Annotated in this window: 23 protein-coding genes and 1 pseudogene; 6 read left to right on the top strand and 18 right to left on the bottom strand. The window is 44.5% G+C overall.

The window, feature by feature from the left end; all coding sequences use genetic code 11:
- Positions 1–46: 46 nt before the first annotated feature.
- Together A3IK_RS0103475 and hcp are read right to left on the bottom strand one after the other, a co-directional pair.
- Positions 47–1141: an FAD-binding oxidoreductase gene (locus A3IK_RS0103475; RefSeq protein WP_110690255.1), complete on the bottom strand. Its 1095-nt coding sequence runs from the start codon at positions 1139–1141 to the stop codon at positions 47–49.
- A gap of 8 nt (positions 1142–1149) precedes the next feature.
- Complete coding sequence (gene hcp, locus A3IK_RS0103480) at positions 1150–2802, bottom strand: hydroxylamine reductase (RefSeq protein ID WP_020558583.1); 1653 nt, start codon at positions 2800–2802, stop codon at positions 1150–1152.
- Positions 2803–2930: 128 nt separating this feature from the next.
- Between hcp and A3IK_RS0103485 the strand changes: the two genes are divergently transcribed.
- A complete protein-coding gene (locus A3IK_RS0103485) occupies positions 2931–3596 on the top strand; it encodes a Crp/Fnr family transcriptional regulator (RefSeq protein ID WP_020558584.1) in 666 nt (221 codons plus the stop codon).
- 121 nt (positions 3597–3717) lie between these two features.
- On the opposite strand, the gene A3IK_RS0103490 is transcribed toward A3IK_RS0103485, so the two are convergent.
- The 10 genes from A3IK_RS0103490 to A3IK_RS0103535 form a co-directional block, all read right to left on the bottom strand.
- Positions 3718–4500: a tRNA threonylcarbamoyladenosine dehydratase gene (locus tag A3IK_RS0103490; RefSeq protein WP_020558585.1), complete on the bottom strand. Its 783-nt coding sequence runs from the start codon at positions 4498–4500 to the stop codon at positions 3718–3720.
- A complete protein-coding gene (locus tag A3IK_RS0103495) occupies positions 4497–6053 on the bottom strand; it encodes an ATP-binding protein (protein WP_020558586.1) in 1557 nt (518 codons plus the stop codon). Before A3IK_RS0103495 ends, A3IK_RS0103490 begins: the two co-directional genes overlap by 4 nt.
- Before the next feature lie 156 nt (positions 6054–6209).
- Positions 6210–7502 carry an adenylosuccinate synthase gene (locus tag A3IK_RS0103500; protein WP_020558587.1) on the bottom strand — a complete coding sequence of 431 codons (1293 nt, stop codon included), beginning with the start codon at positions 7500–7502 and terminating at the stop codon, positions 6210–6212.
- A gap of 12 nt (positions 7503–7514) precedes the next feature.
- Positions 7515–8699, bottom strand: a complete 1185-nt coding sequence (locus A3IK_RS0103505; RefSeq protein ID WP_020558588.1) for an ATP phosphoribosyltransferase regulatory subunit — start codon at positions 8697–8699, stop codon at positions 7515–7517.
- A gap of 7 nt (positions 8700–8706) precedes the next feature.
- Entirely contained in the window at positions 8707–8898 is a 192-nt protein-coding gene (locus A3IK_RS0103510) for a DUF2065 domain-containing protein (RefSeq protein ID WP_020558589.1), read from the bottom strand.
- A 3-nt stretch (positions 8899–8901) separates the two neighbouring features.
- Positions 8902–9810 (bottom strand): protease modulator HflC, encoded by a 909-nt coding sequence (gene hflC, locus A3IK_RS0103515; RefSeq protein ID WP_020558590.1) that lies wholly within the window; start codon positions 9808–9810, stop codon positions 8902–8904.
- Between the two features lie 2 nt (positions 9811–9812).
- Positions 9813–11021: an FtsH protease activity modulator HflK gene (hflK, locus tag A3IK_RS0103520; protein ID WP_020558591.1), complete on the bottom strand. Its 1209-nt coding sequence runs from the start codon at positions 11019–11021 to the stop codon at positions 9813–9815.
- Positions 11022–11311: 290 nt separating this feature from the next.
- Entirely contained in the window at positions 11312–11689 is a 378-nt protein-coding gene (grxD, locus tag A3IK_RS0103525) for a Grx4 family monothiol glutaredoxin (protein ID WP_020558592.1), read from the bottom strand.
- Positions 11690–11802: 113 nt separating this feature from the next.
- Positions 11803–12540, bottom strand: coding sequence for a polyphosphate kinase 2 (gene ppk2, locus A3IK_RS0103530; RefSeq protein ID WP_245539451.1), 738 nt, complete (start codon positions 12538–12540; stop codon positions 11803–11805).
- A gap of 601 nt (positions 12541–13141) precedes the next feature.
- Positions 13142–13987 carry a hypothetical protein gene (locus tag A3IK_RS0103535; protein WP_020558594.1) on the bottom strand — a complete coding sequence of 282 codons (846 nt, stop codon included), beginning with the start codon at positions 13985–13987 and terminating at the stop codon, positions 13142–13144.
- A gap of 156 nt (positions 13988–14143) precedes the next feature.
- Between A3IK_RS0103535 and A3IK_RS0103540 the strand changes: the two genes are divergently transcribed.
- Positions 14144–15082, top strand: coding sequence for an Rpn family recombination-promoting nuclease/putative transposase (locus A3IK_RS0103540; protein ID WP_020558595.1), 939 nt, complete (start codon positions 14144–14146; stop codon positions 15080–15082).
- 63 nt (positions 15083–15145) lie between these two features.
- Here the strand turns inward: A3IK_RS0103540 and A3IK_RS0103545 are convergent, their stop codons facing one another.
- Complete coding sequence (locus A3IK_RS0103545; RefSeq protein WP_020558596.1) at positions 15146–15490, bottom strand: hypothetical protein; 345 nt, start codon at positions 15488–15490, stop codon at positions 15146–15148.
- A gap of 305 nt (positions 15491–15795) precedes the next feature.
- Between A3IK_RS0103545 and A3IK_RS18390 the strand changes: the two genes are divergently transcribed.
- From A3IK_RS18390 to A3IK_RS0103565, 4 genes are all read left to right on the top strand, one after another.
- The gene (locus A3IK_RS18390; RefSeq protein ID WP_020558597.1) at positions 15796–16701 is read left to right on the top strand and encodes a PhoH family protein; all 906 of its coding nucleotides are present in this window, start codon (positions 15796–15798) and stop codon (positions 16699–16701) included.
- Positions 16688–17206: an rRNA maturation RNase YbeY gene (gene ybeY / locus A3IK_RS0103555; protein ID WP_020558598.1), complete on the top strand. Its 519-nt coding sequence runs from the start codon at positions 16688–16690 to the stop codon at positions 17204–17206. The genes A3IK_RS18390 and ybeY overlap by 14 nt, the downstream gene beginning before the upstream one ends.
- Positions 17203–18069: a transporter associated domain-containing protein gene (locus A3IK_RS0103560; RefSeq protein ID WP_020558599.1), complete on the top strand. Its 867-nt coding sequence runs from the start codon at positions 17203–17205 to the stop codon at positions 18067–18069. The genes ybeY and A3IK_RS0103560 overlap by 4 nt, the downstream gene beginning before the upstream one ends.
- Before the next feature lie 122 nt (positions 18070–18191).
- Complete coding sequence (locus A3IK_RS0103565; protein ID WP_020558600.1) at positions 18192–18860, top strand: DUF4124 domain-containing protein; 669 nt, start codon at positions 18192–18194, stop codon at positions 18858–18860.
- A 2-nt stretch (positions 18861–18862) separates the two neighbouring features.
- Here A3IK_RS0103565 and argB read toward each other — a convergent pair whose 3' ends face one another.
- The 5 genes and pseudogenes from argB to A3IK_RS0103590 form a co-directional block, all read right to left on the bottom strand.
- A complete protein-coding gene (gene argB, locus A3IK_RS0103570; protein WP_020558601.1) occupies positions 18863–19738 on the bottom strand; it encodes an acetylglutamate kinase in 876 nt (291 codons plus the stop codon).
- Entirely contained in the window at positions 19735–20058 is a 324-nt protein-coding gene (locus tag A3IK_RS0103575) for a DUF3144 domain-containing protein (protein ID WP_020558602.1), read from the bottom strand. Before A3IK_RS0103575 ends, argB begins: the two co-directional genes overlap by 4 nt.
- Positions 20059–20132: 74 nt before the next feature.
- Positions 20133–20717 carry a Uma2 family endonuclease gene (locus A3IK_RS0103580; RefSeq protein WP_020558603.1) on the bottom strand — a complete coding sequence of 195 codons (585 nt, stop codon included), beginning with the start codon at positions 20715–20717 and terminating at the stop codon, positions 20133–20135.
- Between the two features lie 94 nt (positions 20718–20811).
- Positions 20812–23904 (bottom strand): tetratricopeptide repeat protein, encoded by a 3093-nt coding sequence (locus tag A3IK_RS18395; protein WP_162596610.1) that lies wholly within the window; start codon positions 23902–23904, stop codon positions 20812–20814.
- Positions 23847–24089 (bottom strand): annotated as a pseudogene (locus A3IK_RS0103590) (ISAs1 family transposase); the annotation flags it as partial. The gene A3IK_RS18395 and the pseudogene A3IK_RS0103590, both read right to left, overlap by 58 nt.

Genomic DNA, 24089 nt, shown 5'->3' on the forward strand with positions numbered 1-24089 from the left:
ATTCTAGCCTGTGGCTTAGGTATTGAACTAAGCCGCAGGCTAAGTATTAACTCGCTACAGCATAGGGCATACTACAGCTATCCTCTTGGCAAAAATGACTAGTGTTAGTAGCTTGAGCACCATAATGCTCATGAATCAGTTGGTCTTTACTGATATTAAATGTGGCAGCCACTTCAGCAACACGCTCAATTAAACCATTAGAACCACAAATATAAATATCAGGGGTAGTGGGTGTGTTTTGCATCAAGGCTTTAAAAGCATCCGCGACTGAGCCATGAAACCCTTGCCACGTCGGAGTTGCATCCTGCACACAAATTTGATAGTGCAGATTAGGATAGTCTGCTGCTAATTCAGCCAGCTCGGACTGGTAAAAGACCTCCTCTTCGCGCCATACCCCAAAGAGTAATTGCACTTCATGGGGTTCTTGCAATTCCGCCATTTGGCGTACCATTGCCATCACAGAGGCGAGACCACAGCCGCCCGCAATAAAATACCGAGGGCGTAAGCCACGATCTTGTAGGGTAAAGTTACCACTGGCTCCTTGCAGGGTGAGCACATCGCCGACTTGAGCCTGCTCAGTAATATACTGAGCAAACTGTCCGTGGGAGCGCAGCTTAATCAGCAGTTCTAATACCCCATCCCAGTTTGGTGCATTGGCAATAGAATAGGCACGTTTAATCTCAGTCTGCGGAATCCAGATTTCAATATACTGCCCCGGCTCAAAGGCTAGGCTTAAATTACCGTCCTCGTCTTCGATTAATTGCAATTTAAGTTGCAAGGTATCAGGGGTGAGGTAATTTTTTTCTAGTAGAGTGGCTTGGCGCATAGGTAACGGTTGCTTACGTACCTGATTGGCGTCATAGGGCAGAACTACTTGCAAATCACTGCGTGGATAGGTACGGCATAAGAGTACCTGTTCTGTATGTGCAATACTGTTAGCAATATCGGGATCAATATCTTGCACATACTGCCCGCGTGTGGCAGTGCCGATACATGCGCCACAGCTACCCGAACGGCATTGACTGATTAAATACAATTCAGCTCGCTCGGCAGCACTGACAATATCCTCGCCTGCAAGGCAATTAAATTGCAGCACTTGCTCGTCACGAGTGACTAATTGAATCTGGAATTCCGACATCATAATAACCCTTAAGCCGCCGTCGCTAGTGCCAGTTTTAAATCAGCTTCAGGGGTATTATTCACCCGAATATCAAAGCGTTCTTGTAATACCGCTAATAAATTCGGAGTGAGATAAACGGGTAACGTGGGGCCTAAATGAATACCTTTCACACCTACTGCTAGGAGGGATAATAAGACTGCGGTGGCTTTTTGCTCAAACCAAGAAATCATTAAGGACAAGGGCAGCTCATTTACGCTACAACCAAAGGCTCCAGCCAACGTACTGGCGATTTTAATCGCTGAATAGGCATCATTACACTGCCCTAAATCGAGTAAGCGCGGAATACCGTCAATAGCACCGAATTCGTGTTGATTAAAGCGATACTTCGCACAGCCTAAGGTCAGTACGACGCTATTAGCGGGCGTACTTTGTGCCAGTTCGGTGTAGTAATTACGTCCGGGTTTAGCTCCATCACAGCCACCAATAACAAAAAAGTGCTGAATGGCTCCGGCTTTTACCCCAGCAACTACTTTATCTGCCACCCCTAATACGGTGTGATGACCAAAGCCGGTAGTAATAAATTTTTCGGGAGCGCTTTCTTTAAATCCGGGCAGCGCTTTAGCAGCTTGGATCGCCATTTTATAGTCGCCATTATCAATATGGCGCACCCCCGCCCAACCTACCGGGCCTACGGTAAAAATACGTTGTTTATAGCTTTTATCCGGCTCGATAATGCAATTCGAGGTTAAAATAATAGGCCCTGGGAATTCAGCGAATTCGATTTGTTGATTTTGCCAAGCACTCCCATAATTACCCACTAAATGCGGATAGCGTTTTAAGCCCGGATAGGCATGCGCGGGGAGCATTTCGCCATGTGTATAAACATTCACACCGCTGTCTTTGGTTTGCTCCAAAATTTGGGCTAAATCGTGTAGGTCGTGACCACTGACTAGAATGGCTTTGCCCGCAACAGGACTAACCCGCACTTGAGTAACAGTCTGATTACCAAAGGTTTCATTATTCGCACGGTCGAGTAATTCCATCACACGCAAATTAACTTCACCGACTGCTAAGGATTGAGCCAGTAGCTCATCCATATCCACGGGATCAGTGCCCAAATAAGCCAGTAGTTTTGCAATATCTGCATCAATAGCACTATCACGAAAACCTAAGGTGCGAGCATGATGAGAGTAGGCACAAACCCCTTTTAAGCCATATAAAATCAACATGCGTAAACCAATCACATCCGCCCCAACTTCGGCTTGATCGCGGTTAATCGCTGCAATCGGATGTTGTTTTAGTAGCTCCTCCATCGTACTAGTCGGTGCAAAAGAGGCAGCTGCAACCCAAGTATGATTGGCAAGGGGAGTGGTGGCTAACTGGGCTTTTAAGGTATCGCGTAGTTTGGCAGCTTGCTGAATTAAATTTACAAAGCGTGTGGCATTAAAATTCACATTGGTCAAAGTAGTAAACATGCCATACTGAATGAAGTCATCAATGCCTTGATCAGTAATACCCACGGTGCGAGCGTGTTGAGCATAATCAGCTAAACCGATCAGTTGATAGATCAAAATATCTTGTAAATCGGAGGTATTGGTATCTTTACCGCAATTGCCTTTTTGTGAGGCGCAGCCGAGCACGGTATCACTACGTTGGGTTTGTTCACATTGATAGCAAAACATAATTCCATCCTGGGTTCTATTATGTGCTCACCATATGAAAAAGGGTTGCTCATCCGCCTTGACCTAGATCAAGGCTTGATGGCGTTATCCTGATAGCTTTGGCATCGATTGTAAGAGGTAAGTGGTAGATGGAGTTGTTACGAGTAGCCCCATTATTGAATAGTTTGAGTGATGCTGATCTAGCCCCGATTGCAGCGGCCTCGCGTCTCATGAGTTTAAAGATGGGTCAATTATTATTTCGCGAGGGTGATCCTTCACAACATTTTTTTCTAGTCACTAAAGGTAGTATGCGTTTATATCGCCTGACGCCCGAAGGCAAAGAAAAAGTGATTGAAATCATCAGTCCGGGACAAACTTTTGCCGAGGCTGTTGCTTTATTGAGTAAGCCTTATCCGGTTTATGCCTCGGCATTAGAGTCGACAGAATTAATTGCCATACCCTCGCAAATATTGCGTGATCAAGTACAAGTTAATCATGAGCTAGCGTTTAAAATGCTGGCGAGTTTGAGTTTACGGATTCATGGTTTTTTAAATGATATTCACACACTAAGTCTGGCGACTGCACAGCAAAAGGTAGCGGGCTATTTACTCGCTTTTTTAGAGCAAGCCACAGATGAGCAGACGATTCGTTTACCTGCCACCAAAGCAATGATTGCCTCACGTTTAGGGTTACAACCCGAAACGTTTTCGCGGGTACTCTCTAAAATGAAAGAGCAGGGCGTTATTCAGGAGGATAAAAATCAGATTTTGATTTTATCATCGAGTGCATTAAAGCAGTTACGAGATACACCTTAGTTGGTGCATAGGCAAAAGCTACTGAGTATTGCTTCCGCAGTTGCTGTAAATACATCCTTGTACGTTACAAGGCGGCATCCCTACCGCCAATGCTGCTCCAGAAATACTCAATAGCTTTTGCTTAGTTATGATTAGCTTGACTAGAGGTCGTTAATTTATCCAGTACATAACTAACCGCAACTAATGCAAAAGTAGCGGTTACTGTCATCACCGACCCTAAACCGCCTGCACAACTTAGTCCTGTTTTAGCACTGGCATTATCGGCAAAACTCATAGTTTCCTCAGACCATACACAGGGGATATCAAAACGGCGTTTAGGATTACGAGTAAAGTTATAGTCCTGACGGAGTAATTTACGCACTTTAGACAGTAATGGATCTTGCAGGCTTTTAGTTAAATCGGTGAGGCGAATTTTAGTAGGGTCTTTTTGTCCACCTGCACCACCTAGCGTAATGATTTTAATTTTATGGCGTTTACAATGAGCAATGAGTGCGGCTTTGATTTTAGAGTTATCAATACAATCGAGCACATAGTCAAACTGAGGGGTAATTAGAGTATTAATCGTTTCTAATTCTACAAAGTCTTCAATCGTATTGACACTACAATGGGGATTAATATCAAAGCAGCGTTCTTTTAAAATAGTAACCTTAGCTTTGCCTAAAGTGCTATCTAAAGCGACTAGTTGACGATTAATATTCGACTCACTCGCCGAATCTAAATCAATTAAGGTTAATTGCCCAACTCCACTGCGAGCGAGTGCTTCGACCGCCCAAGAGCCAACACCTCCCACGCCAATCACACAGACATGCGCTTGTTGTAGACGGGCGAAACCCTCCACACCATATAAACGAGCAATGCCACCAAAGCGGCGATTGAGATCAGGGTCAGTACTGCAAGAGGTCATAGGGGTACTCCAACAGACTCCACCGCAAAGCCTTCAATATTACGCGATAACTTACTGAACTCTACCGCTATTAGATAAATAGGTTGCTGGAGGGCACGGTATTTATCAGCATAGCCTTTATTTTTTAATTGCTCCATAGCGGCTTCTGGGCTGCTATTTTCGATGACTTTAAATTCAAACAGGTAAATAGCTCCATTGAATTGTACCGTCATATCAATACGTCCTAAATTGGTGGCATCCTCGACAGTAACATTTAAACCCAATGAGGCAAAATAAGAATAAAATACACTAGCGTAATAGCCTTCATAGTTTTGAATATCATTATTGCTATACCAGTGATAGGGGATACTAGCAAAGAAGCTATGAAACAGTGACTTTAAGCCTAATAAATCATTAGCTTTTAATAAATCATATAAACGTAAAGTCTGAATACCTTGCGCCTTTTGGTTTTTAACCCATGCGGATAAGAGAATCTCATTAAGACTTTGGTAAACCTCTTGATTAGGATAGCCTAAGGTATAGAACTCCTTATCGCCTGCCCAGAGAGTATTTTTAATGGTTAAATAGCCGGTTTGAAATAATAAAGCATCGGTTTCTATATCATCCACGTCAAATTTAGAGAGGACAGTCGCACTACTAATACTATTATCTAATGAGATAGAGGTCACTTTACGCTTAAGTAACAAATCCACTAAAAAGGTAGGTGTACCCGTTTCAAACCAATAGTTTTTAAATTTGCCGGTATCAAACAGTTGTAGAACATCAAAAGGGTTATAAACACCGTCACCTAACCAGTGATAACCATTATACCATCTACGAATTTCATCTCGATCAAATCTTGATAGTTCTGGCGAAAATACTTGATCTACATCGGTATCAGTATAACCACATAAGGCGGAATAACGTTCATCTAAAGTAATATCTTTTAAGTTGTTTAGGCCAGAAAATAAACTAACTTTAGAAAATTTGGTAACACCCGTTAAAAAGCTCAGTTTAATATAAGCATCATAGTCTTTAATGGTGCCATAAAATCCACGGAGGAAATCACGATTCGCACGAGCGATCTCAGGGTAATGCAGAGCATCCAAAATAGGTTTGTCGTATTCATCAATCAGAATTACAACAGATTGCCCCGTTTCTTGTTTTGTGTAACGAATTAGTGCTTGTAGACGCTCAGGACAGGTACTATAACCGGACTGAAATCCCCACTGAGCTTCTAGTGTATCTAATTGAGCACTGAGGTTCTGAGGTAAATAATCAGCATGGGTAAAATTACCACTGGCAAAACTGAAGCGTAATACGGGATACTTTACTGCCCAATTCCATTGATCATACACCGCTAGATCTTGAAATAGGGGTTGATTACCCTCAAACAATTCTTTCAGCGTATCAAGAAATAGACTCTTACCAAAACGGCGCGGGCGAGAGAGGAAATAGTGCTTGCCTTCATTGATTAGTTTGTAGGCTAGAGCTGTTTTATCAACGTAGTAATAGCCTTCTCGACGTATTTCGGCAAAGGTTTGAATACCAATGGGGAGCTTTTTACGGAGCATGGAATCACTGTTTTACTAGGCTACTGGAAAAAGAGGCAGTTGTTATTTTAAATAATAGCATAGAGTGCCGCCGCTTGTCTGTGAGGGTAAAGGACTAGAGCAAGAGTAATCGAGCGAGAACTGCTCGATTACTCTTGAGCGACTTAGGTTAAGTCATTAAGCATAAGGATGATTGAGAATAATGGTTTGTTCTCGATCGGGCCCCGTTGAAATAATATCAATCGGTGTTTCTAGTACCTCTTCAATGCGCTTTAAATAAGCCTGTGCATTAGCGGGTAGCTTATGATAGTCGGTCACGCCAAAGGTGGATTCCGTCCAGCCGGGTAGCTCTTCGTATACGGGGGTACATTGAGCAAAACGCTCGGTTGAAATAGGTGGAACATCGTATTGTACGCCATCTAATTCATAGGCTACACACAGGCGAATGGTATCAATCCCATCTAAAACATCGAGTTTAGTGATACATAAGCCACTAATACTATTGAGCTGCATAGCGCGACGTAACACAACGGCATCAAACCAACCGCAGCGACGGGCGCGTCCGGTAGTAGCACCAAACTCTTGTCCGGTTTTAGCAATGTGTTGGCCTACTTCATCAAATAATTCAGTCGGGAAGGGGCCTGAGCCAACGCGGGTGGTATAGGCTTTGGTAATCCCTAAAATATAATCTAGATCACGAGGCCCTACACCAGAACCCGTGCAAGCGCCACCGGCTGTGGTATTTGAGGAGGTCACATAGGGGTAAGTACCGTGATCAATATCGAGTAGGGTACCTTGAGCACCTTCCATCATAATATTGTGTCCGGCTTTACGTAGCTCATAGAGGCGGTGCGGAATGTCCATAATCATAGGGCGCAATACTTCACCCATGGCTAGGCCGTGCTCTAAAGTTTGTTGAAAATCAACAGGATCAGCATGATAGTAATTGACTAAGATAAAGTTATGGTAGTCTAGAATAATGCGCAGTTTAGTTTCAAATTGGACTGGATCTAAGAGATCACTGACCCTTAGCCCACGCCGAGAAATCTTATCTTCATAGGCCGGCCCAATCCCGCGTCCAGTCGTACCGATGGCTTGGCTGCCGCGTGCTTTTTCCCGTGCTAAATCAAGTGCGGCGTGATAGGGGAGAATCAATTGGCATGACTCCGAAATACGCAGCCTTTCCCGCACGGGTATGCCATTGTTTTCTAACATAGTCATTTCTTTTAGCAATGCCTCTGGGGAAAGCACCACGCCATTACCAATTAAGCACTCCACATTAGGTCTAAGAATACCGGAGGGAATAAGGTGTAATACCGTTTTTTGACCATTAATAACGAGGGTATGACCGGCATTATGCCCCCCCTGAAAGCGCACCACAGCGGCAGCTTTTTCGGTGAGTAGGTCAACAATTTTACCTTTACCCTCATCACCCCATTGGGTACCCAGTACCACAACATTCTTACCCATACTCAATCTCACTCAAACTTTATTAAGAATCCATTGCCCATTCGTATATACGAGTTGGCGGGTTAATCCTAGCTCTGCTGCTGTACTCACCTGTCCTGCTAAAGCGCGAATTACACATTCACCCTGTAGGCGTAATTGAGCAATTGCTTGATCTAACGCAGGGTCTTGAGTAGCAGGTGCTAAAATAGCGCCATTATCCATCAGAGCAGCAGGCAGATATTGCACTAACTCGTGTAGGTTGGTACTAAATCCGGTCGCAGGTCGAGAGCGCCCAAACGCTTCACCTATACCATCATAACGCCCGCCGCGTGCGATCTCCGATCCTGTTCCGGGTGTATAAGCCGCATAGACAATACCTGTATGATAGCTATAGCCCGATAGTTCGGCTAAATCAATATGGATACGGCAAGTCGGATAATGGCGTTGTAGCGTCTCAACAATCTGTTGTAGATAATCGAGGGCGGCTAGGACATTAGGTTGTGCTAACTGTAGAGCATTACGGGCATCTTGCAGCACTTCGACCCCACCATAAAGGCGTGGCAAGGCATGTAGCATCGCGCGTATTTCATCACTACAAGTAAGCTTAGCTAACCACTGATCTAATTCAGGCAGGGACTTGCGCTCTAAGATGGCTAGATAGTGCTTTTGTTCTACTTCATCTAATTTTGCTTGAGCCACCAGACCGCTGAATATTTCTACATGACCGATACCAAGTAAAATATCAGGTACATGGCAGTGCATAAGGGTTTGGATTAATAAGGCTAGTATTTCTACATCACTATCGATGCCTGCATGCCCAAATAGTTCGGCACCCACTTGCAAGGGAGCACGCGAACCATCACGGTGAAAGCTTTTTGTTCTTAATACCGTGCCAATATAGCAAAGGCGATTGATTTCATTTGCTCTTAGGCGGTGGGCATCCATACGCGCCACTTGTGGGGTCATATCAGCGCGAACCCCCATCATGCGCCCATTGAGCTGATCGGTCACTTTAAAGGTTTGCAAATCCAGATCAGTGCCTTGTGCAATACGCAAGGACTCCAGATACTCCACCATGGGTGGCATAACGAGTTGATAGCCCCAAGTGGCATATAAATCAAGTAGTTCACGGCGTAAGCGCTCTAGACGTGCGGCATCAATAGGCAATGCCTCATTAATCCCGTCGGGGAGCGCCCAGTATTGATTAGCATTGGACATGGTGGAGTTAATCAGTCAGAAAGAGCAGTAGGATACCAGCAATAATGCTAGCGAGACCAATCAAACGTAAGGTTTTTTCCGAATAGGTCAAAAATTCTGTATACGTTTTCTTAGATAAGCCGGGGCTTATAAACGGCAGTAAGCCCTCTATAATAAGTAAGAGGGCTATGGCAGTTAATAGACTTTGCCAATCGATCATAGCTTACTGAGCCGCAACAGCGTTAGGCTGAGGCTGTTTCAGGTAGCGGAAGAAATCCATACTAGGATCTAAAATCATCACACTAGAGTTATCTCCTAGCGAACCGCGATAAGCTTGTAAACTACGATAGAATGAATAAAAAGCAGCATCCGCTTGATAAGCCTTAGCATAAATCTCAGCAGACTTAGCATCCCCTTCACCTCGTATCCGTTCGGCATCCCTATAGGCTTCGGCTAGAATAATGGTCGACTCACGATCCGCAGCCGCTTGGATTTTTTCGGCTTCTTCCTTACCGCGTGAACGGAAGTCTTGTGCGACCCGTTTACGCTCGGAGCGCATGCGCTCATACACCGATTCGCTAACCTGATCAGGGAAGTCGATTTTGCTGACCCGCACATCCACCACTTCAATCCCTAGTTCTTTAGAGGCTTCATTGGATTTGGTTTTTAAACCCTGCATGATTTGAGCACGTTGAGCGCTTAAGGCTTCTTCAATGGTGCGCTTAGAAAATTCATTACGTAGGCCATCCTTCATAATATCTTCTAAACGACTGGTCGCATCTTGCATACTGCCACCACTGGTAGAACGGTAAAACTTACCCACATCCTCAATGCGCCACTTCACGAAAAAGTCGACTTGCACATATTTCTTCTCGCTCGTTAAGAAGCGTTCTGAACTGGATTCTAAGGATAGAATTTGCGAGGGGAAATAAGCCACTTGCTCCATAATAGGGATTCTAAAGTGTAAACCCGGAACAATATTAGACTCCACAATTTCCCTAAAACGGAATTTAATCGCCTGCTGGCGTTGATCCACGGTATAGGCCATGGCATATAACGCAACGACTAACACGCCTGCGGATATGCCAATGATTTTAAGCGTCGAGGTATTCAATTTATCCATCATACTCATGATTAACGTCCCTCCCGTGTAGCACCCGGAGCTAAATTACGTTCTTGGCGTGTTGAGCTAGTATTAGTCACAGCAGGAGCCGTTGAGGTAATCATCCCTCGGCTATCACTATTTTGTGAGGTAAAGCTCGCCGGTGGTGTCGGTGGAGGCGGAAGGCTACTCACGGCTGAACCGGGTTCGATGGGCAAATACAAAATATTTTGCTGTTTATTATCAACCAATACTTTGCGTGATCCGGTTAGCACTTTTTCCATCGTGTCAAGATATAAACGTTCACGAGTGACAATAGGAGCCTTTTGGTATTCGCTGAGTAACTGGGTAAAGCGGGCGGTATCCCCTTGGGCTTGAGCGGTTACTTGCTCACGATAAGCATTGGCTTCTTCTAGTTTACGAGCAGCTTGACCACGTGCTTCGGGGACTACTTTTTTAGCATAAGCATCGGCTTCATTTTGGAAGCGATTCGCATCTTCCCGTGCGCGGTTGGCATCATCAAACGCATCTTTCACTTCCGTTGGTGCTTCGGCATAGGTGAGGTTAACTTTAATAATCCTTACCCCGGCATTATAACCATTGAGAATGTCTTGCATGAGCGTTTGCGTTTCGAGTGCTATTTGTTCACGCCCTTCTTTTAAAATAAAATCCATACTATTGCGTCCGACCACTTCACGAATAGAGCTACGCAATACTTGATACAAAGTGCCGTGCTGATCAACCGAGCTGTCAATATTACGCACATTAAAACTATAAGCGACCGGGTCGCTGACTTTGTATTGCACAGAAACCGCAATATCGACAATATTTTCGTCTTTGGTCAACATGGTGCTGCGGTCTTGAGCGCTACGGTTTTGATCCACATCAACAATTTCAATGCGCTCAATCGGATAGGGTAGGTGCCAATGTAATCCAGGCCCCGTGGTTTCCGCATACGAGCCAAAACGTAATACTAACGCCTGTTGGCGTGCATCGACGGTATAAATACCAAAAGCTAGCCACGCAACCACCCCCGCAGCGGCTAATAGACCTAAGGTTTTGAGATTGGGACTTTGGCTAGGGGAGGAGTTATTAGAGCCACCGCTACGACCTCCTAGTAATTCATTTAGTTTTTTAGTAAACGAATTGAGTAGTTCTTCTGGACTCGCTTTGCTTCCTGTAGAGCGCTTTTTGCCAGTCCATGGATCCTGATTGTTATCTCCCGGTTCATTCCAGGGCATAAAAAACTCCTAAAGTAATGGCTATCCAGACCTATATGCGTTAAATATTGAGCGTTTGGTAATGGCAGCGCAGGCATAATTAAACTAAGAAGCGCATTGTAAGCAGGTCATTTAAGAGTGGCAACTTTACTCCGTAATAAATGGACTTTAATTGAGCTTTCAATCACTCAAAAAAGGCGGATGGAGTCAATGCGGGGCTTGAAAATAGAAAAATTTAGGCAACACACTATACTTTGCACTGTTCGCACAGCGCAAAGTATAGGGAATAAGGTTATTAGGGGTGATTAAAATTAAGCGCTAGGCTGAACTTCATCGGCTGGGGTATCAAGTGCAGGCGCTTGTGCCGCCTTATGTTTAGCAACCGCTGCTTTAACAGCAGGCACTAACTCGCCATTTTGCAACATTTCTAAAGTAATATCGCAACCACCAATCAGCTCACCATCTACATAGATTTGTGGGAAGGTAGGCCAATCGGCATAGCGTGGCAAGTTTTGGAAAATTTCAGGGTCAGCTAATACATTAACATAAGCGAATTCTTCACCACACTGCATTAATGCTTGAGCTGCGCGGCTGGAAAAGCCACATTGCGGCATGCGTGGGGTACCCTTCATAAAAATGACAACGGGATTATCTTTAACCGCTTGGTCAATGCGTTCCATAACGTCCATAAATACTCCTAAAATAGTAAACTTTCGTTAATGGCACTATTCTAACGTGCATTACTCGGAAATACACGTTACTCCTTAAGAATACTACATAGCGGCTAAGTTAAGTCAGTGCTTTAGTTGCTTAAACTAGCGCGACCCACGATAAGCGGATCAACAGGCACGACGGTCTTAGGGTCTTTGCCGGCATAGGCTAATTTATTTAACACATAGCGCATCGCATTGAGGCGAGCACGTTTTTTACAGTCTGACTTAATAATAGTCCAAGGTGACTCAGCCGTGTCGGTATGGAAGAACATCGCTTCTTTAGCCTTACTGTAATCTTCCCATTTTTCTAGGGAGGCGAGATCAATAGGGCTGAGCTTCCATTGTTTGAGCGGATGGATTTTACGCTCTTTAAAGCGACGGCGTTGTTCTTCACGACTCACAGAGAACCAGAATTTAATGACATGAATACCGCTTTTGACCAGATGGCGCTCAAACTCAGGAGCTTGACGCATAAACTCTAAGTATTCATCTTCACTACAAAAGCCCATCACACGCTCAACCCCCGCACGGTTATACCAAGAGCGGTCAAACATGACGATTTCGCCAGCAGTAGGAAGATGAGACACATAACGTTGGAAATACCATTGACCCCGTTCGGTTTCAGTGGGTTTTTCCAACGCGACCACACGAGCACCACGAGGATTGAGATGCTCCATAAAGCGCTTAATGGTTCCCCCTTTACCCGCCGCATCACGACCTTCAAATAGGATCACTACACGCTGTCCGGTCTCACGTACCCACATTTGTAATTTGAGGAGTTCAACTTGTAGGTGATATTTTTGCTGTTCGTAATTTTTGCGTGACATACGATTTTTATACGGGTAAACCGCCGTGCGCCAATTTTCGATTAACTCATCATCGGGACTCGCTGGTAGCTTGTTGTCCGCAGTCCATTTAAGCAGCGCCGACTTTAAACGGGCTGCATCTTCAGGGGAGGCATCACTCAAGAGTGTTTCTAGCGTTGAAAGAATCTGTGAGTCATTATCAGCATCGGGTTGTTTTTGCATGCTTTGAATAATATCTTCAATGGCAGTCAAACGCGCCGACCCTGTTTTATTAACCCCCTCATTGACAGTGAACTCTTCCACGGGCTGATCGTCGCTGCGTGGGGATTGCGTCATGGTAATAGTGGGTTCAACAGTTTGATCATTATCCATAAATACCTCCTTGGTGAGGAAAAACTGAATGAGACCCTAAGTAAACCGCTAGTTTATCAGGGGCCGAAAAATCCCTTATAATAGTCTTAATTAAAACGTTATGTCTGTGCGAAATATCAATTTACACCAAAGCGGCAAGGGTTGAAATGGTTTTTTTTTAGGCAATACGAGAAGATTAGCACTAGATGCACAGGCTTAAATCAGCTTAGCAAAGCACTCTGATTATATTAGAAAGTGCTTTGTTGGGGGATTAACGAAAAGCCTTGAGTGTAGGTAGCCATCTATTAACAGCCGCTTTTACCTGAGTTGCTGCTTGATGTTTACGTTGAGCATTTTCTTCTTTAGAAAGGTCTGCACTATACCAATCACCAGGGCAATCTGCTGAGAAGATGGGACCTTGCTCTAGGATTTTGTATTGCTTACCATTATAGCCCCATTTCAGCAATACCTTACCACAACCTATTTTCTCTTGTGGGGCAAAGCGTATGACATAATGTTCTGTTCGCATCTGACGATACCCTGCCTTATCTTGAGGAGTTTTAGTAATACTAAGTGGCCCATCACTTTCCATCAAAACTCTACTCTTATTTTGGCTATCCTGTTGAAGCACCCATGAATGTATACCTCCTCCATCGCCTCGCACTTGCCCCTTCAGGCACCCATATAATGAAGTCGATATAAACCATTCTTGTGTTTTGGAATTATTATCCAGCTCAAATGGAACCCCTACAAACGAACAACTTTTTAATTTTTCTAAATTACTGGATGTGTACAGATAAGCATAGGCTGCTTTAAAAGGGTTATAGGTAGTAGATCGAAACAAGTTTTGCTTCACTATATTAGGTAATTGATCTATTTCAACGGTTCCTATGGTGCTATTTAAACTCTTATATAAAGTAGCTCTTCCATAAACCAGACCAGCAATTTTTTTAGTAAGAGGATTAGAATTATTAGGCAAACTACCCGCAAATAAATATCTATTAGCATCTAAAATTTGAGCAGGCTGTGCCTGAGCAATACTGCAGAGAAATACTAACGACAAGGTAAATAAAGTTAAATATTGGCATTTTTTCAATATCCATTTAATAGCTAGCATAAATAATCCGTATGTTTAAGTTTAAAAAGATACGCTTAAAATATAGCTTATAATCTCGATCAAAAGAGCCATAACGCTTCTGAGGGTCACTCGCATCTGACCCCCATCTTCACTATACTGTTGCTATTACAAGCGACCTCAAGAGCGACCCTGTGTATGAGTGACGTCTATCTCAATCCGTTGACTGACTTTGGCTTTAAAAAGCTGTTTGGAGAAGAGCCACATAAGGACTTACTCATCAGTTTTTTAAACACCTTCTTACCAGCACATCATCAAGTACAAGACTTGAGTTACACTAAAAATGAGTATCAAGGCCGTAGTATGGTGGATCGCAAAGCGGTGTTTGATCTCAACTGCATTAGCCCCACAGGTGAGCGTTTTATTGTAGAACTACAGCGTGTCAAGCAAATTTATTTCAAAGATCGTAGTATTTATTACGCTACCTTTCCTGTTCAAGAGCAAGCTAAGCGTGGGGATTGGAACTATAAGCTTACCGCGATTTATACCATTGGCATTCTGGATTTTTTGATTGATGATGAGCAAAGTAAAGTCTTTTATCATGCCCAATTAAAAGATCAGGATAATATTTTATTCTACGATAAACTTAACTTTATCTATTTAGTCCTCCCACGCTTTCAGTTGCAGGCTAATGAATTAAGTACATTACAAGATAAGTGGATTTATGTGTTTAAGCACCTCCATGAATTAGATCATATTCCCTCTCAACTCACCGATGAGATTTTTCAACGTTTATTTGGGATTGCTGAAATCGCTCAATTACCGGCTAATGAACGTCAAGGATATGAAAGCAGCTTAAAGGATTATCGAGATTTTATGAGTAGCCAAGCAACCGCGCGTTTAGATGGGTATAAAGACGGAAAGGTAGAGGGCTATCAAGAGGGTAAAGCAGATGGGGAGAAAGAAGGGCTAGAAAAGGGTAAACAGTTGGGGATTGAAGAGGGTGAACAAATCGGAGCATTAAAAAAAGCCCAAGCTATTGCTATCAATTTATTACAGCTAGGCGTGTTGCCTGATGTTGCCATTGCTCAAGCGGCAGGACTTACATTGGAGCAAGTACAAGCATTGAAATCATAATATCATCTGCAGCAGCCCAGCCTATTACAAGCCAGAGCTGCTACAGCGGTTTGGAAATTATCTTTAGGCCTTTTGTGCTAAGTAATGCTCATTGAGCCAATAAACGACATGATAATACTCGGCTTGAATCGCGGGTAGGATGGTTTGCAGGGTATTATTGCTCAGTTGGCACGCCAGTTGAGACAAGCGCGTAGCGCCTAATTGTTGGCTGAGCGTTTTTAGCTTATAGCCTAATAATTGGATGCGACTGGTGTCATTTTGGGTAAATGCCAGACGCAATTGCTGGACTAGTTGAGAGGTTTCTTTATTAAATTGAGCCACAATAGACTCAAAAACCTCGTCACCTAGATGGTTACGTACATGATTAAAAATATGTGAATCAATAGCTGCGATCATGGGTGTGCTCATCAGTAAATTACCCTAAGTTATTGTTATTATTTAGGTGGTTTGTAATAGATCAAGCCTTAAATCTATGGAAATGGGTTCCCAACAGCGGGCTGTACTCTTAATGGTAACAAAATCAAAATAAGCGTCAATATCAACTTTGATAAGCGGGAAATCGTAGGAGAGTCTTTTCTAGACTAGAAGACTGACATATACTACGCTGTCATAATATTGTTTTTATTAAATACAGGTTGCTCTTGAGCACAACTACTACACCTTCTCTTTCTACCGTCCGTTTTGATTTAGAGCCTGTCGATACTGAGCGTTTGATGAATTTAAGCGGTCAGTTTGATCAGCATTTGCGCCAGATTGAAAACCGTCTGGGTATTACGATTGAAAATCGTGGGCATCAATTTCAAGTCACCGGCGTCCCCAAGGCCATCAGCGCCGCTGAGCGTTTACTAAAAGAGCTGTATGAGGAAACGTTAGATACCCTATTAACACCCGATCATATTCATTTGTCGATGCAACAGTCTCATTTAGAAGACGCATTTGATCGTGATCCTAATGAGGTGAAGGTACGCACCCGCCGGGGCTATATTAAACCCAAAGGGGCGACGCAACGTGCCTATATTGAGCGCATTCGTAACCATGATGTGAATTTTGGGGTGGGGCCTGCCGGTACAGGTAAGACGTGGTTGGCGGTGGCGTGTGCGGTGGAGGCTCTAGAGCGCGATGAAGTACGCCGCCTAGTGTTAGTACGCCCTGCGGTAGAGGCAGGGGAGAAGTTGGGGTTTTTGCCCGGTGATTTATCCCAAAAAATTGACCCGTATTTACGCCCTATCTATGACGCCTTATATGAAATGATGGGCGTTGAAAAAGTGACACGTTTGATTGAGCGCCATGTGATTGAAGTGGCTCCCTTAGCCTATATGCGGGGGCGCACCTTAAATGATTCATTTATTCTCTTGGATGAGGCGCAAAATACCACCACTGAACAGATGAAAATGTTTTTAACACGTCTCGGTTTTGGCTCGACCGCTGTGATTACGGGCGATATTACCCAAATAGACTTACCGCGCCATCAGGGATCGGGTTTAAAACATGTATTAGAGATTTTGCGTGAGGTAAAAGGAATTAGTTTTACCTTTTTTGAGAGTAAAGACGTAGTACGGCACAGCCTAGTACAACGTATTGTTGAGGCATATGAGCGCCATAGCCATGACCCCCAGTAACACCCCCCCTAACAACACCCCTACTATTCAGATTGAACTCCAAAATGCTGCTGAATGGGAACGGGTTCCCTCGATTGAACACATGCAAACGTGGCTAAGCTTGGCTTTACAGCAAGAGCAAGGCGAGTGTGTGCTGCGTATTGTCGATCTAGACGAGGGGCGCAGTTTAAATCATGACTATCGTGGCAAAGACTATGCCACTAATATTTTATCCTTTCCCAATGAGCTACCCGATTTTGATCTAGAGCCGGAACTAATGGCTGAATTAGATCAAGATTATTTGGGTGATTTAGTGGTTTGTGCGGCAGTAGTTGAGCGTGAGGCACAAGAGCAGGGTAAGCCACTAGAGCAGCATTGGGCGCATTTATTAATTCATGGCCTCTTGCATTTGCAGGGCTATGACCACCTAACCGAGGCCGAGGCCGAGGTGATGGAAGCCTTGGAAATTACTATTTTAGGGAAATTAGGCATTCCCAATCCTTATCTAATTAATCAGGAATCATGAAAAACGAAAATTCAGACTCGAAGCCGCGTCCACGTTGGAAGCAATGGTTAATTGAGCGCTTAGATTTATCCACGCAAAGTCGTGATGAATTAATGGAAGAACTGCAACGTATTAATAAGAAAAATATATTATCAGACGATGCGATCAATATGATGCAGGGGGTGGTGAATTTTAGTTCATTACAAGTCCAAGATGTAATGATTCCCCGCTCTCAGGTTCAATTCATTCATCATGATGATGATTTTGCTACGATTTTAAAATTAATTGCCGAAACAGAGCATTCTCGTTATCCCGTTGTGGCGGATAATCGAGAGGATCTGATTGGGATTTTATTAGCAAAAGATTTGCTGCGTTATATCGGGCGCGAAGCCGAATTTGTGATTGATGACATTATCCGACCCTCGTTAATTGTTCCCGAAACTCAGCCCTTAAGCCGTTTATTAGCCGAATTCCGCAATAATCGTGCCCATATGGCAATAGTGATTGATGAATACGCGGGTATTGCCGGATTAGTCACTTTTGAGGATGTCTTAGAACAGATCGTGGGCGATATTGATGACGAGCACGATGATGAAGAAGATGATGATCCTAATATTGTCCAACAAGAAAGCGGGCGCTATTTAGTATCCGGTATTACCCCGATTGAAGAGTTGAATGAGCTAGTCGGGATAGCGCTCGATGATGAGGATGCGGATACAGTTGCGGGGCTAATGATTAACCATTTAGGTAAAATCCCCCGCACCGGCGATGAGGCCGTGATCGGTAGCTTGATCTTTAAGGTATTGCAAGGGGACAGTCGCCGTATTGATCAGATCGAGGTTTGGGTGAATAAGCCTGCAGCGGCTAGCTTAGGCTCAGACTGAACTACGGAGTCACTCAACCAATTATCGGATAACTCCGCCTATCAAGGGTAGGTATGGCATGCTTAGGATAAATTAGCTCGCTTCTGAGTCGATCTTCCTATGCTAATAATTAGGCTACAATCATGACAAAATCTGCCTACTTCCTCTTGAGTTATATGATTATGTGTACCGCGATGCCTGTACAAGCTCAGCTTTACCGCTGGGTTGATGCAGAGGGTAAGGTTACTTATTCGGATAAGATCCCCCCGCAGGCGACTAATCTTGGGCATGCGGAGTTAAATAAACAAGGTACTACAGTAAAAGTAGCACCGCCGGCTAAAACGGCTGCTGAGATCAATGCAGCTAATGAAGCTAAGCTAAAACAGCAACAGTTAGCAGAGAAAGCAAAGTATAAGGCCGAGTTAGAGCGTAATTTAACCGATAGTTATGCGACGGTGGATGAGCTAGTGGCGGTTTATGAGAATCGCCTTAGCCTACAAAAATCGACCCTCAGTCAATTACGGGATACTCGCGCTAAACTAGCCACCGAGCTGGCAAAGCAGCGCGAAAAGCTGGCTAAGATCAAAGATAAAGATCAAATCAAAACCTTAGAGGGCTTTATTAAGACCAGTGAGGCTGATTTAAATACTTATGATAAGGCGATTGAGCAAGGTTTAATGGAAACCTTAAAAATCAATGAGCAATACGAAGCCGATAAAAAACGCCTAGAAGAACTATTGGCAGATAAAGCGGCAAAGACGGGTAGCTCAGGCTCTACTAGTGTGACACCTGAGACACCCGCCGCTAATTAAAACTAAGGTGTGACTAGTGTGCCGACCCCGGTATCAGTTAGTAACTCTAATAACACCGCATGCGGTAAACGCCCATCAATAATACAAGCACTACGAGCGCCTGCCGCTAAAGCATCGGTCGCGCAGGCGAGTTTAGGCAGCATACCCCCGTGAATAGTGCCGTCCTCCATGAGGCGGGTAATATCCGCACGGCTTAATTCCGGCATTAATTGCCCTTGTTTATCTAATACCCCTGGCGTATTGGTGAGTAACAATAGTTTTTCCGCATTTAATACTTGCGCGATTTTACCCGCGACTATGTCAGCGTTGATATTATAGCTTTCACCAGCATCACCCACACCAATCGGGGCAATCACGGGAATATAGCGATCTTCTTCTAGCATGCGTACTACACTAGCATCAATGCTGGTGACTTCGCCCACATGACCCATATCGACGATTTCAGCAGGTTGGTTCGCCTGTGCTTTACGCTCTAGCATGAGTTTACGGGCTTTGATCATATTGCCATCTTTACCCGTTAAACCAATGGCTCTGCCGCCCGCTTGATTGATGAGGCTCACGATTTGCTTATTGACTAAGCCACCTAATACCATTTGTACCACATCCATGGTAGCAGTATCCGTGACGCGCATCCCATCCACAAAGCGGCTTTCAATATTGAGCTGATTGAGGTAGTTATTAATTTGTGGGCCGCCACCGTGTACGACCACCGGATTAATACCCACTTGTTTTAATAGGACTATGTCACGCGCAAAGCCTTGTTGCAGGGCGGGTTCGGTCATGGCGTTGCCACCGTATTTGACCACAATGGTTTTGCCCGCGTAGCGCTGAATATAGGGTAGGGCTTCGATTAAAATAGCAGCGGTATCGTTATTCATGTTGGATCGTCCTCGGTACGAATATAAATTTTAAAATTATCACGATAGTCACGTAGGTTTTCGCCTAGCCAGCGGCGATATTGACGACTTAATAGCTCCATATTGCTGTCCATATCTTCGACAAATTCAGCTTTATCGAGTGAGTTAACAGCAGCAATAAAAGCGCTATAACGGGTGGTAGCGTAGGTCATGGCGGCGATCACCGCGTTGGGATCGGTGTCTGCGCTGAGTTGATTAGCCAGTTCAATGAATTGATCCGCCATATCCCAAAATTGTTGCTCATTTTGATCGGTATCCGATGATGAGTTTGAAGTACTCATGTATGAGTCCCCAGTCCTGTAGGTACTTAAAACAGCGGATTATAGAGGTTTGAGGGTAAAAGGGGTATGGCTTCTTAGGTCATTTCATTTTTTCGTAGGAACGTCCATTCGATACTCAGGTCGGGAAATAAATCGACCCGTACGGGGTCGGTGAGTCCTAGCATTTGATAGTGTCCGTAACGGTTATCTTGCCCTAAACGGTAGATCATTAGCCATTGGTCAATTGGGTGAATAATCCAATAGGTTTTAACACCGTGGCGCTCGTAGAGTCGGAGTTTTGTCTCCATATCCATAATGGCAGAGGAGGGCGAGATAATTTCAATAATCCAATCCGGTGCGCCGCGACAGCCTTTGTCGTCTAATTTACTAGGGTCACAAATGACGGCAATATCGGGTTGTACGGCGGTGTCTATTTTGGCGTCGGCTTCATCTTGTCGTGGGAGGCGGACGTCAAAGGGGGCGACATAAACAGCGCAAGGTTTGCCTTCGAGGTAGCGGTCTATTTGGGTGGCGAGTTTTAGGACAAATTGTTGATGTAGGCGTGAGGGAGCTGCCATGGCGTAGATGTTGCCGTTGATTAGTTCCCAGCGTTCGCCTTCGGGCCATTTGACATAGTCTGCATAGGTATAGTGTTGGGCTAATTTTTCTGCTGTGGTCATGGCTGTTAGGCTCCGATAGGATTATCTAGCGTTTGTAGGGACTAGATTAGCATAGTTGGTTGTGCTTGAACTCCACTTCGTTTCGTAGATTACCTTAGGGTGAAGGTGGTTCTTCCATTTGTTGGGCTAGCCGCTCCCACAGAGCTAAACCTTCATTTGAGCCTAGTTGCTTAGCTAGGTTTTCTAGTGCTTTTAGTGCTTCAGCTAAATTAATAGAGCTAGCTATTTGATAGACACTTACCCATGTTTGTAGAGCTGTATCTTGTTGTTCTTGTTGCCAATAAATAGAAGCCATATTAAACAGTGTAGGGCATATGCCTGCAAGATCGCCGATGTCTTGTATAATGGACAGGGCTCGTTGAAGGTAGTCGAGGGCGGTAGAGTAATCGCCTCTTGCTTGATAGATTTGAGAAATATTATTGAGAGTGGTACCTTCGCCTCGTTTATCGCCGATGTCTTGTGTAATGGACAGGGATTGTTGAAGGTAGTCGAGGGCGGTAGAGTAATCGCCTCTTGCTCGATAGATTAGAGAAATATTATTGAGAGTGGTGCCTTCGCCTTGTTTATCGCCGATGTCTTGTCTTATGGACAGGGCTCGTTGAAGGAAGTCGAGCGCGGTAGAGTAATCGCCTCTTGCTCGATAGATTAGAGAAATATTATTGAGAGTAGTACCTTCGCCAGCTTTATCGCCGACGTCTTGTTGAATGGACAGGGATTGTTGAAGGTAGTCGAGGGCGGTAGAGTAATCGCCTCTTACTTGATAGATTTGAGAAATATTATTGAGGGTGGTGCCTTCGCCTTTTTTATCGCCGATGTCTTGTCTAATGGACAGGGCTCGTTGAAGGTAGTCGAGCGCGGATGAGTACTGTCCTAGATGTAAATACTGTTTACCTGTTTGCCCTAAAGCTTCTGCTTTAATTTTTGCATCACTAGATTCACATATGGGTGGCAACCATTGCTCTAATAAAGTTGTATATAAACCCGCCGTATTAAGCACCCCAACTATCCACTCCAACGCCAGCCGATGCGCTTCCAACTCTAATCCCGCAGCACTCAAAGCCCCATGCGTAGCAAATGCATATGTCCTAGTTGTATTTAGCTTTTCCTCTAACTGCCAATACAAAAACTTAGCAGCGGCTTGCAACAGCTCTGGCGACACGGATTCATCAATTTTTTCTTGGTTGAAACCTCTTCCTTTAGGAAAATATACTGATTTGGGAGGGGCGTAACCCCTTCCAAATTCGCCCGCAAGGGTGTGGATTGAAACATAGTATTGATTTAGATAACTACTAATGATGGGGGCGAGTTGATATTCCATCCCTCTTTTTTCGGATTGATACTGCTCTACCAACGATACCGCCAACAACTCATCTAACAGAGGTGGAGTATCCGCCAGCTTTAATAAATGCCCCAGCTTTCTCACCCCATTCAATGGCACAGCCACCGGATACGCCCGCAGTGCTAGCAGCAGTTGCAATGCCTCATCAGTGCAATGCTCCAAGAGTTTTGCTAGTGCCATATCAGTTTGTGCTTCGGCTGATGCTGTGCTCAAAGCAGCAAGAAACTCCTCCTCTTTTGCTACACTCATGCTAGTTGTTGCTTTGGCAAAAAACTCTAAAGCACGGAAATTCCCACCGAGCACTTGATAAGCTTTTTGCAGACGTTCACCCGTTAACGGCAAAGCCTGTTGCTGTGCAAAGGCCACCACATCCCCATAAATCGGACGACCCAGCGCACAATGTGCCTCTGTTGCCCAATGGGGTAATAACCAGCGCGAAGTTGCCAGCACTTTTAAGCCGGAAGCACTCACTGATAAAGCTGCATCGAGCCACAATTGCACTTCAGGATCATTAATCGCATGGGGACTGGTTGTAGACTGTACGGACTCCAGATTGTCAAAGAATAAAATCAGTTTATTGTTAAAGTGTTTTAGACTGAGTTTAAGTAGCCATTCCAATAGCTTAGCGCGACTGAGCGGCTCGGTTTGCAGACGTTCGTATTGCTTGTTAAGCGTTTCATTTTCAAATAATGCCATTTTAATGGCTAGTTCGATCTCTTGCCAATCATGCTCAGGGCGCAAGGAAATACTAAATAAGTGATAGCCCTCATGTGTCAGCTTTGCAATCAGCTTACTTGCCAAAGCGGTTTTACCCATACCACCCGCACCCGTAATCAAAAGCTTATGTTGAGTACTCAATAAGCGATTTTGCCATTTGCGTAATTCACGCCGCCGTCCTAAAAAGCGTTCAGGTACAGAAATATCTCCCAATAGTTCCTTAGTTGGAATCGGTGTTTTAGGCTGAGGGGTAAATGACCAATCCGTCAAAGGTTGATGAATGACATGACTTAATAACTGTGGCAAACACCAATGCATCGGTGCAGCGGCAGAGGTGGCGATAGCCTGCCGAGCCGCTTGCAGTGCAATATCCACACGCTCCTTAGCAGTAATTTCACCCAAAAGTGCTTTAGCAAATGCAACACCTGCCTGATCAGAGACAGATTCTCGCATCCCGATCACCTGCGGAACACCCGCCTGATACAACACATAGCTCAAGCCCCTATCAGGGTAGCGTGGGTCTTGTTTAGCACTCAAACAGGCCGAAAGCACGACCAATTGCACCGGAATATTACTAAAACAAGCCGCTATCTCGGCCTCATTCATGAGAGATTTATTACCCAAAGCATCCTCAAAGAGAAAGCCGCTAGTCACTTTGTTAAGTGCGGTCTCGACTTGAAAGGTACCATGTCCACTGAGATAAACCACATGCGGCTTAAAAGTTTGTAGCTCAGTTTTAAAGCTCTCAAAGCGCCCATCATCAGGCATATGAAGTTGAATCTCACCCCTTAATTCAGCCTCAAACAGCGCTTCTTGTACTTGCGCTTGCTCATTTTCAATATCAAGACGCTCACGCTCGCTCAAATCATCCGGTAAAGAAGAAAAGAGCAATACCCGCAATGGCTCGGCCTTAGGTATAGGGAATGTTTGGACAGAGGTTGCTGTGTGTCGTGACAAACTAAAAGCAGGGTGACGACCTAAAAATCCCCATTCGGGATGATACAGTGTTTCCCACGGCAATTGCATCAGAGCAACATCAGAGCATTCAATAATCAGGGCAATCGCTTGAATCTTTATTGTTGTAGAGGGATGAGTGGCTCCAAGAGTTCGGCGAGATAATCGGTTGACCAAGCGGCCTGCTTGCGCCGTACTTTGAGACTATGCTTATTTGTCTGGCTGTACCGAAGTAAGTTAGTCGCCATCTGGCGTAGGAGGGAGAAATTGTGAGGCCCATCGCCGGTACGGTTACGCGCCCGATCCTCCTGCATCAGCACATCCAAGACCCAATGGAGTCGGTTCTCAATCCCCCAATGGGA

Source organism: Thiofilum flexile DSM 14609 (assembly GCF_000380185.1).
GTDB lineage: Bacteria > Pseudomonadota > Gammaproteobacteria > Thiotrichales > Thiotrichaceae > Thiofilum > Thiofilum flexile.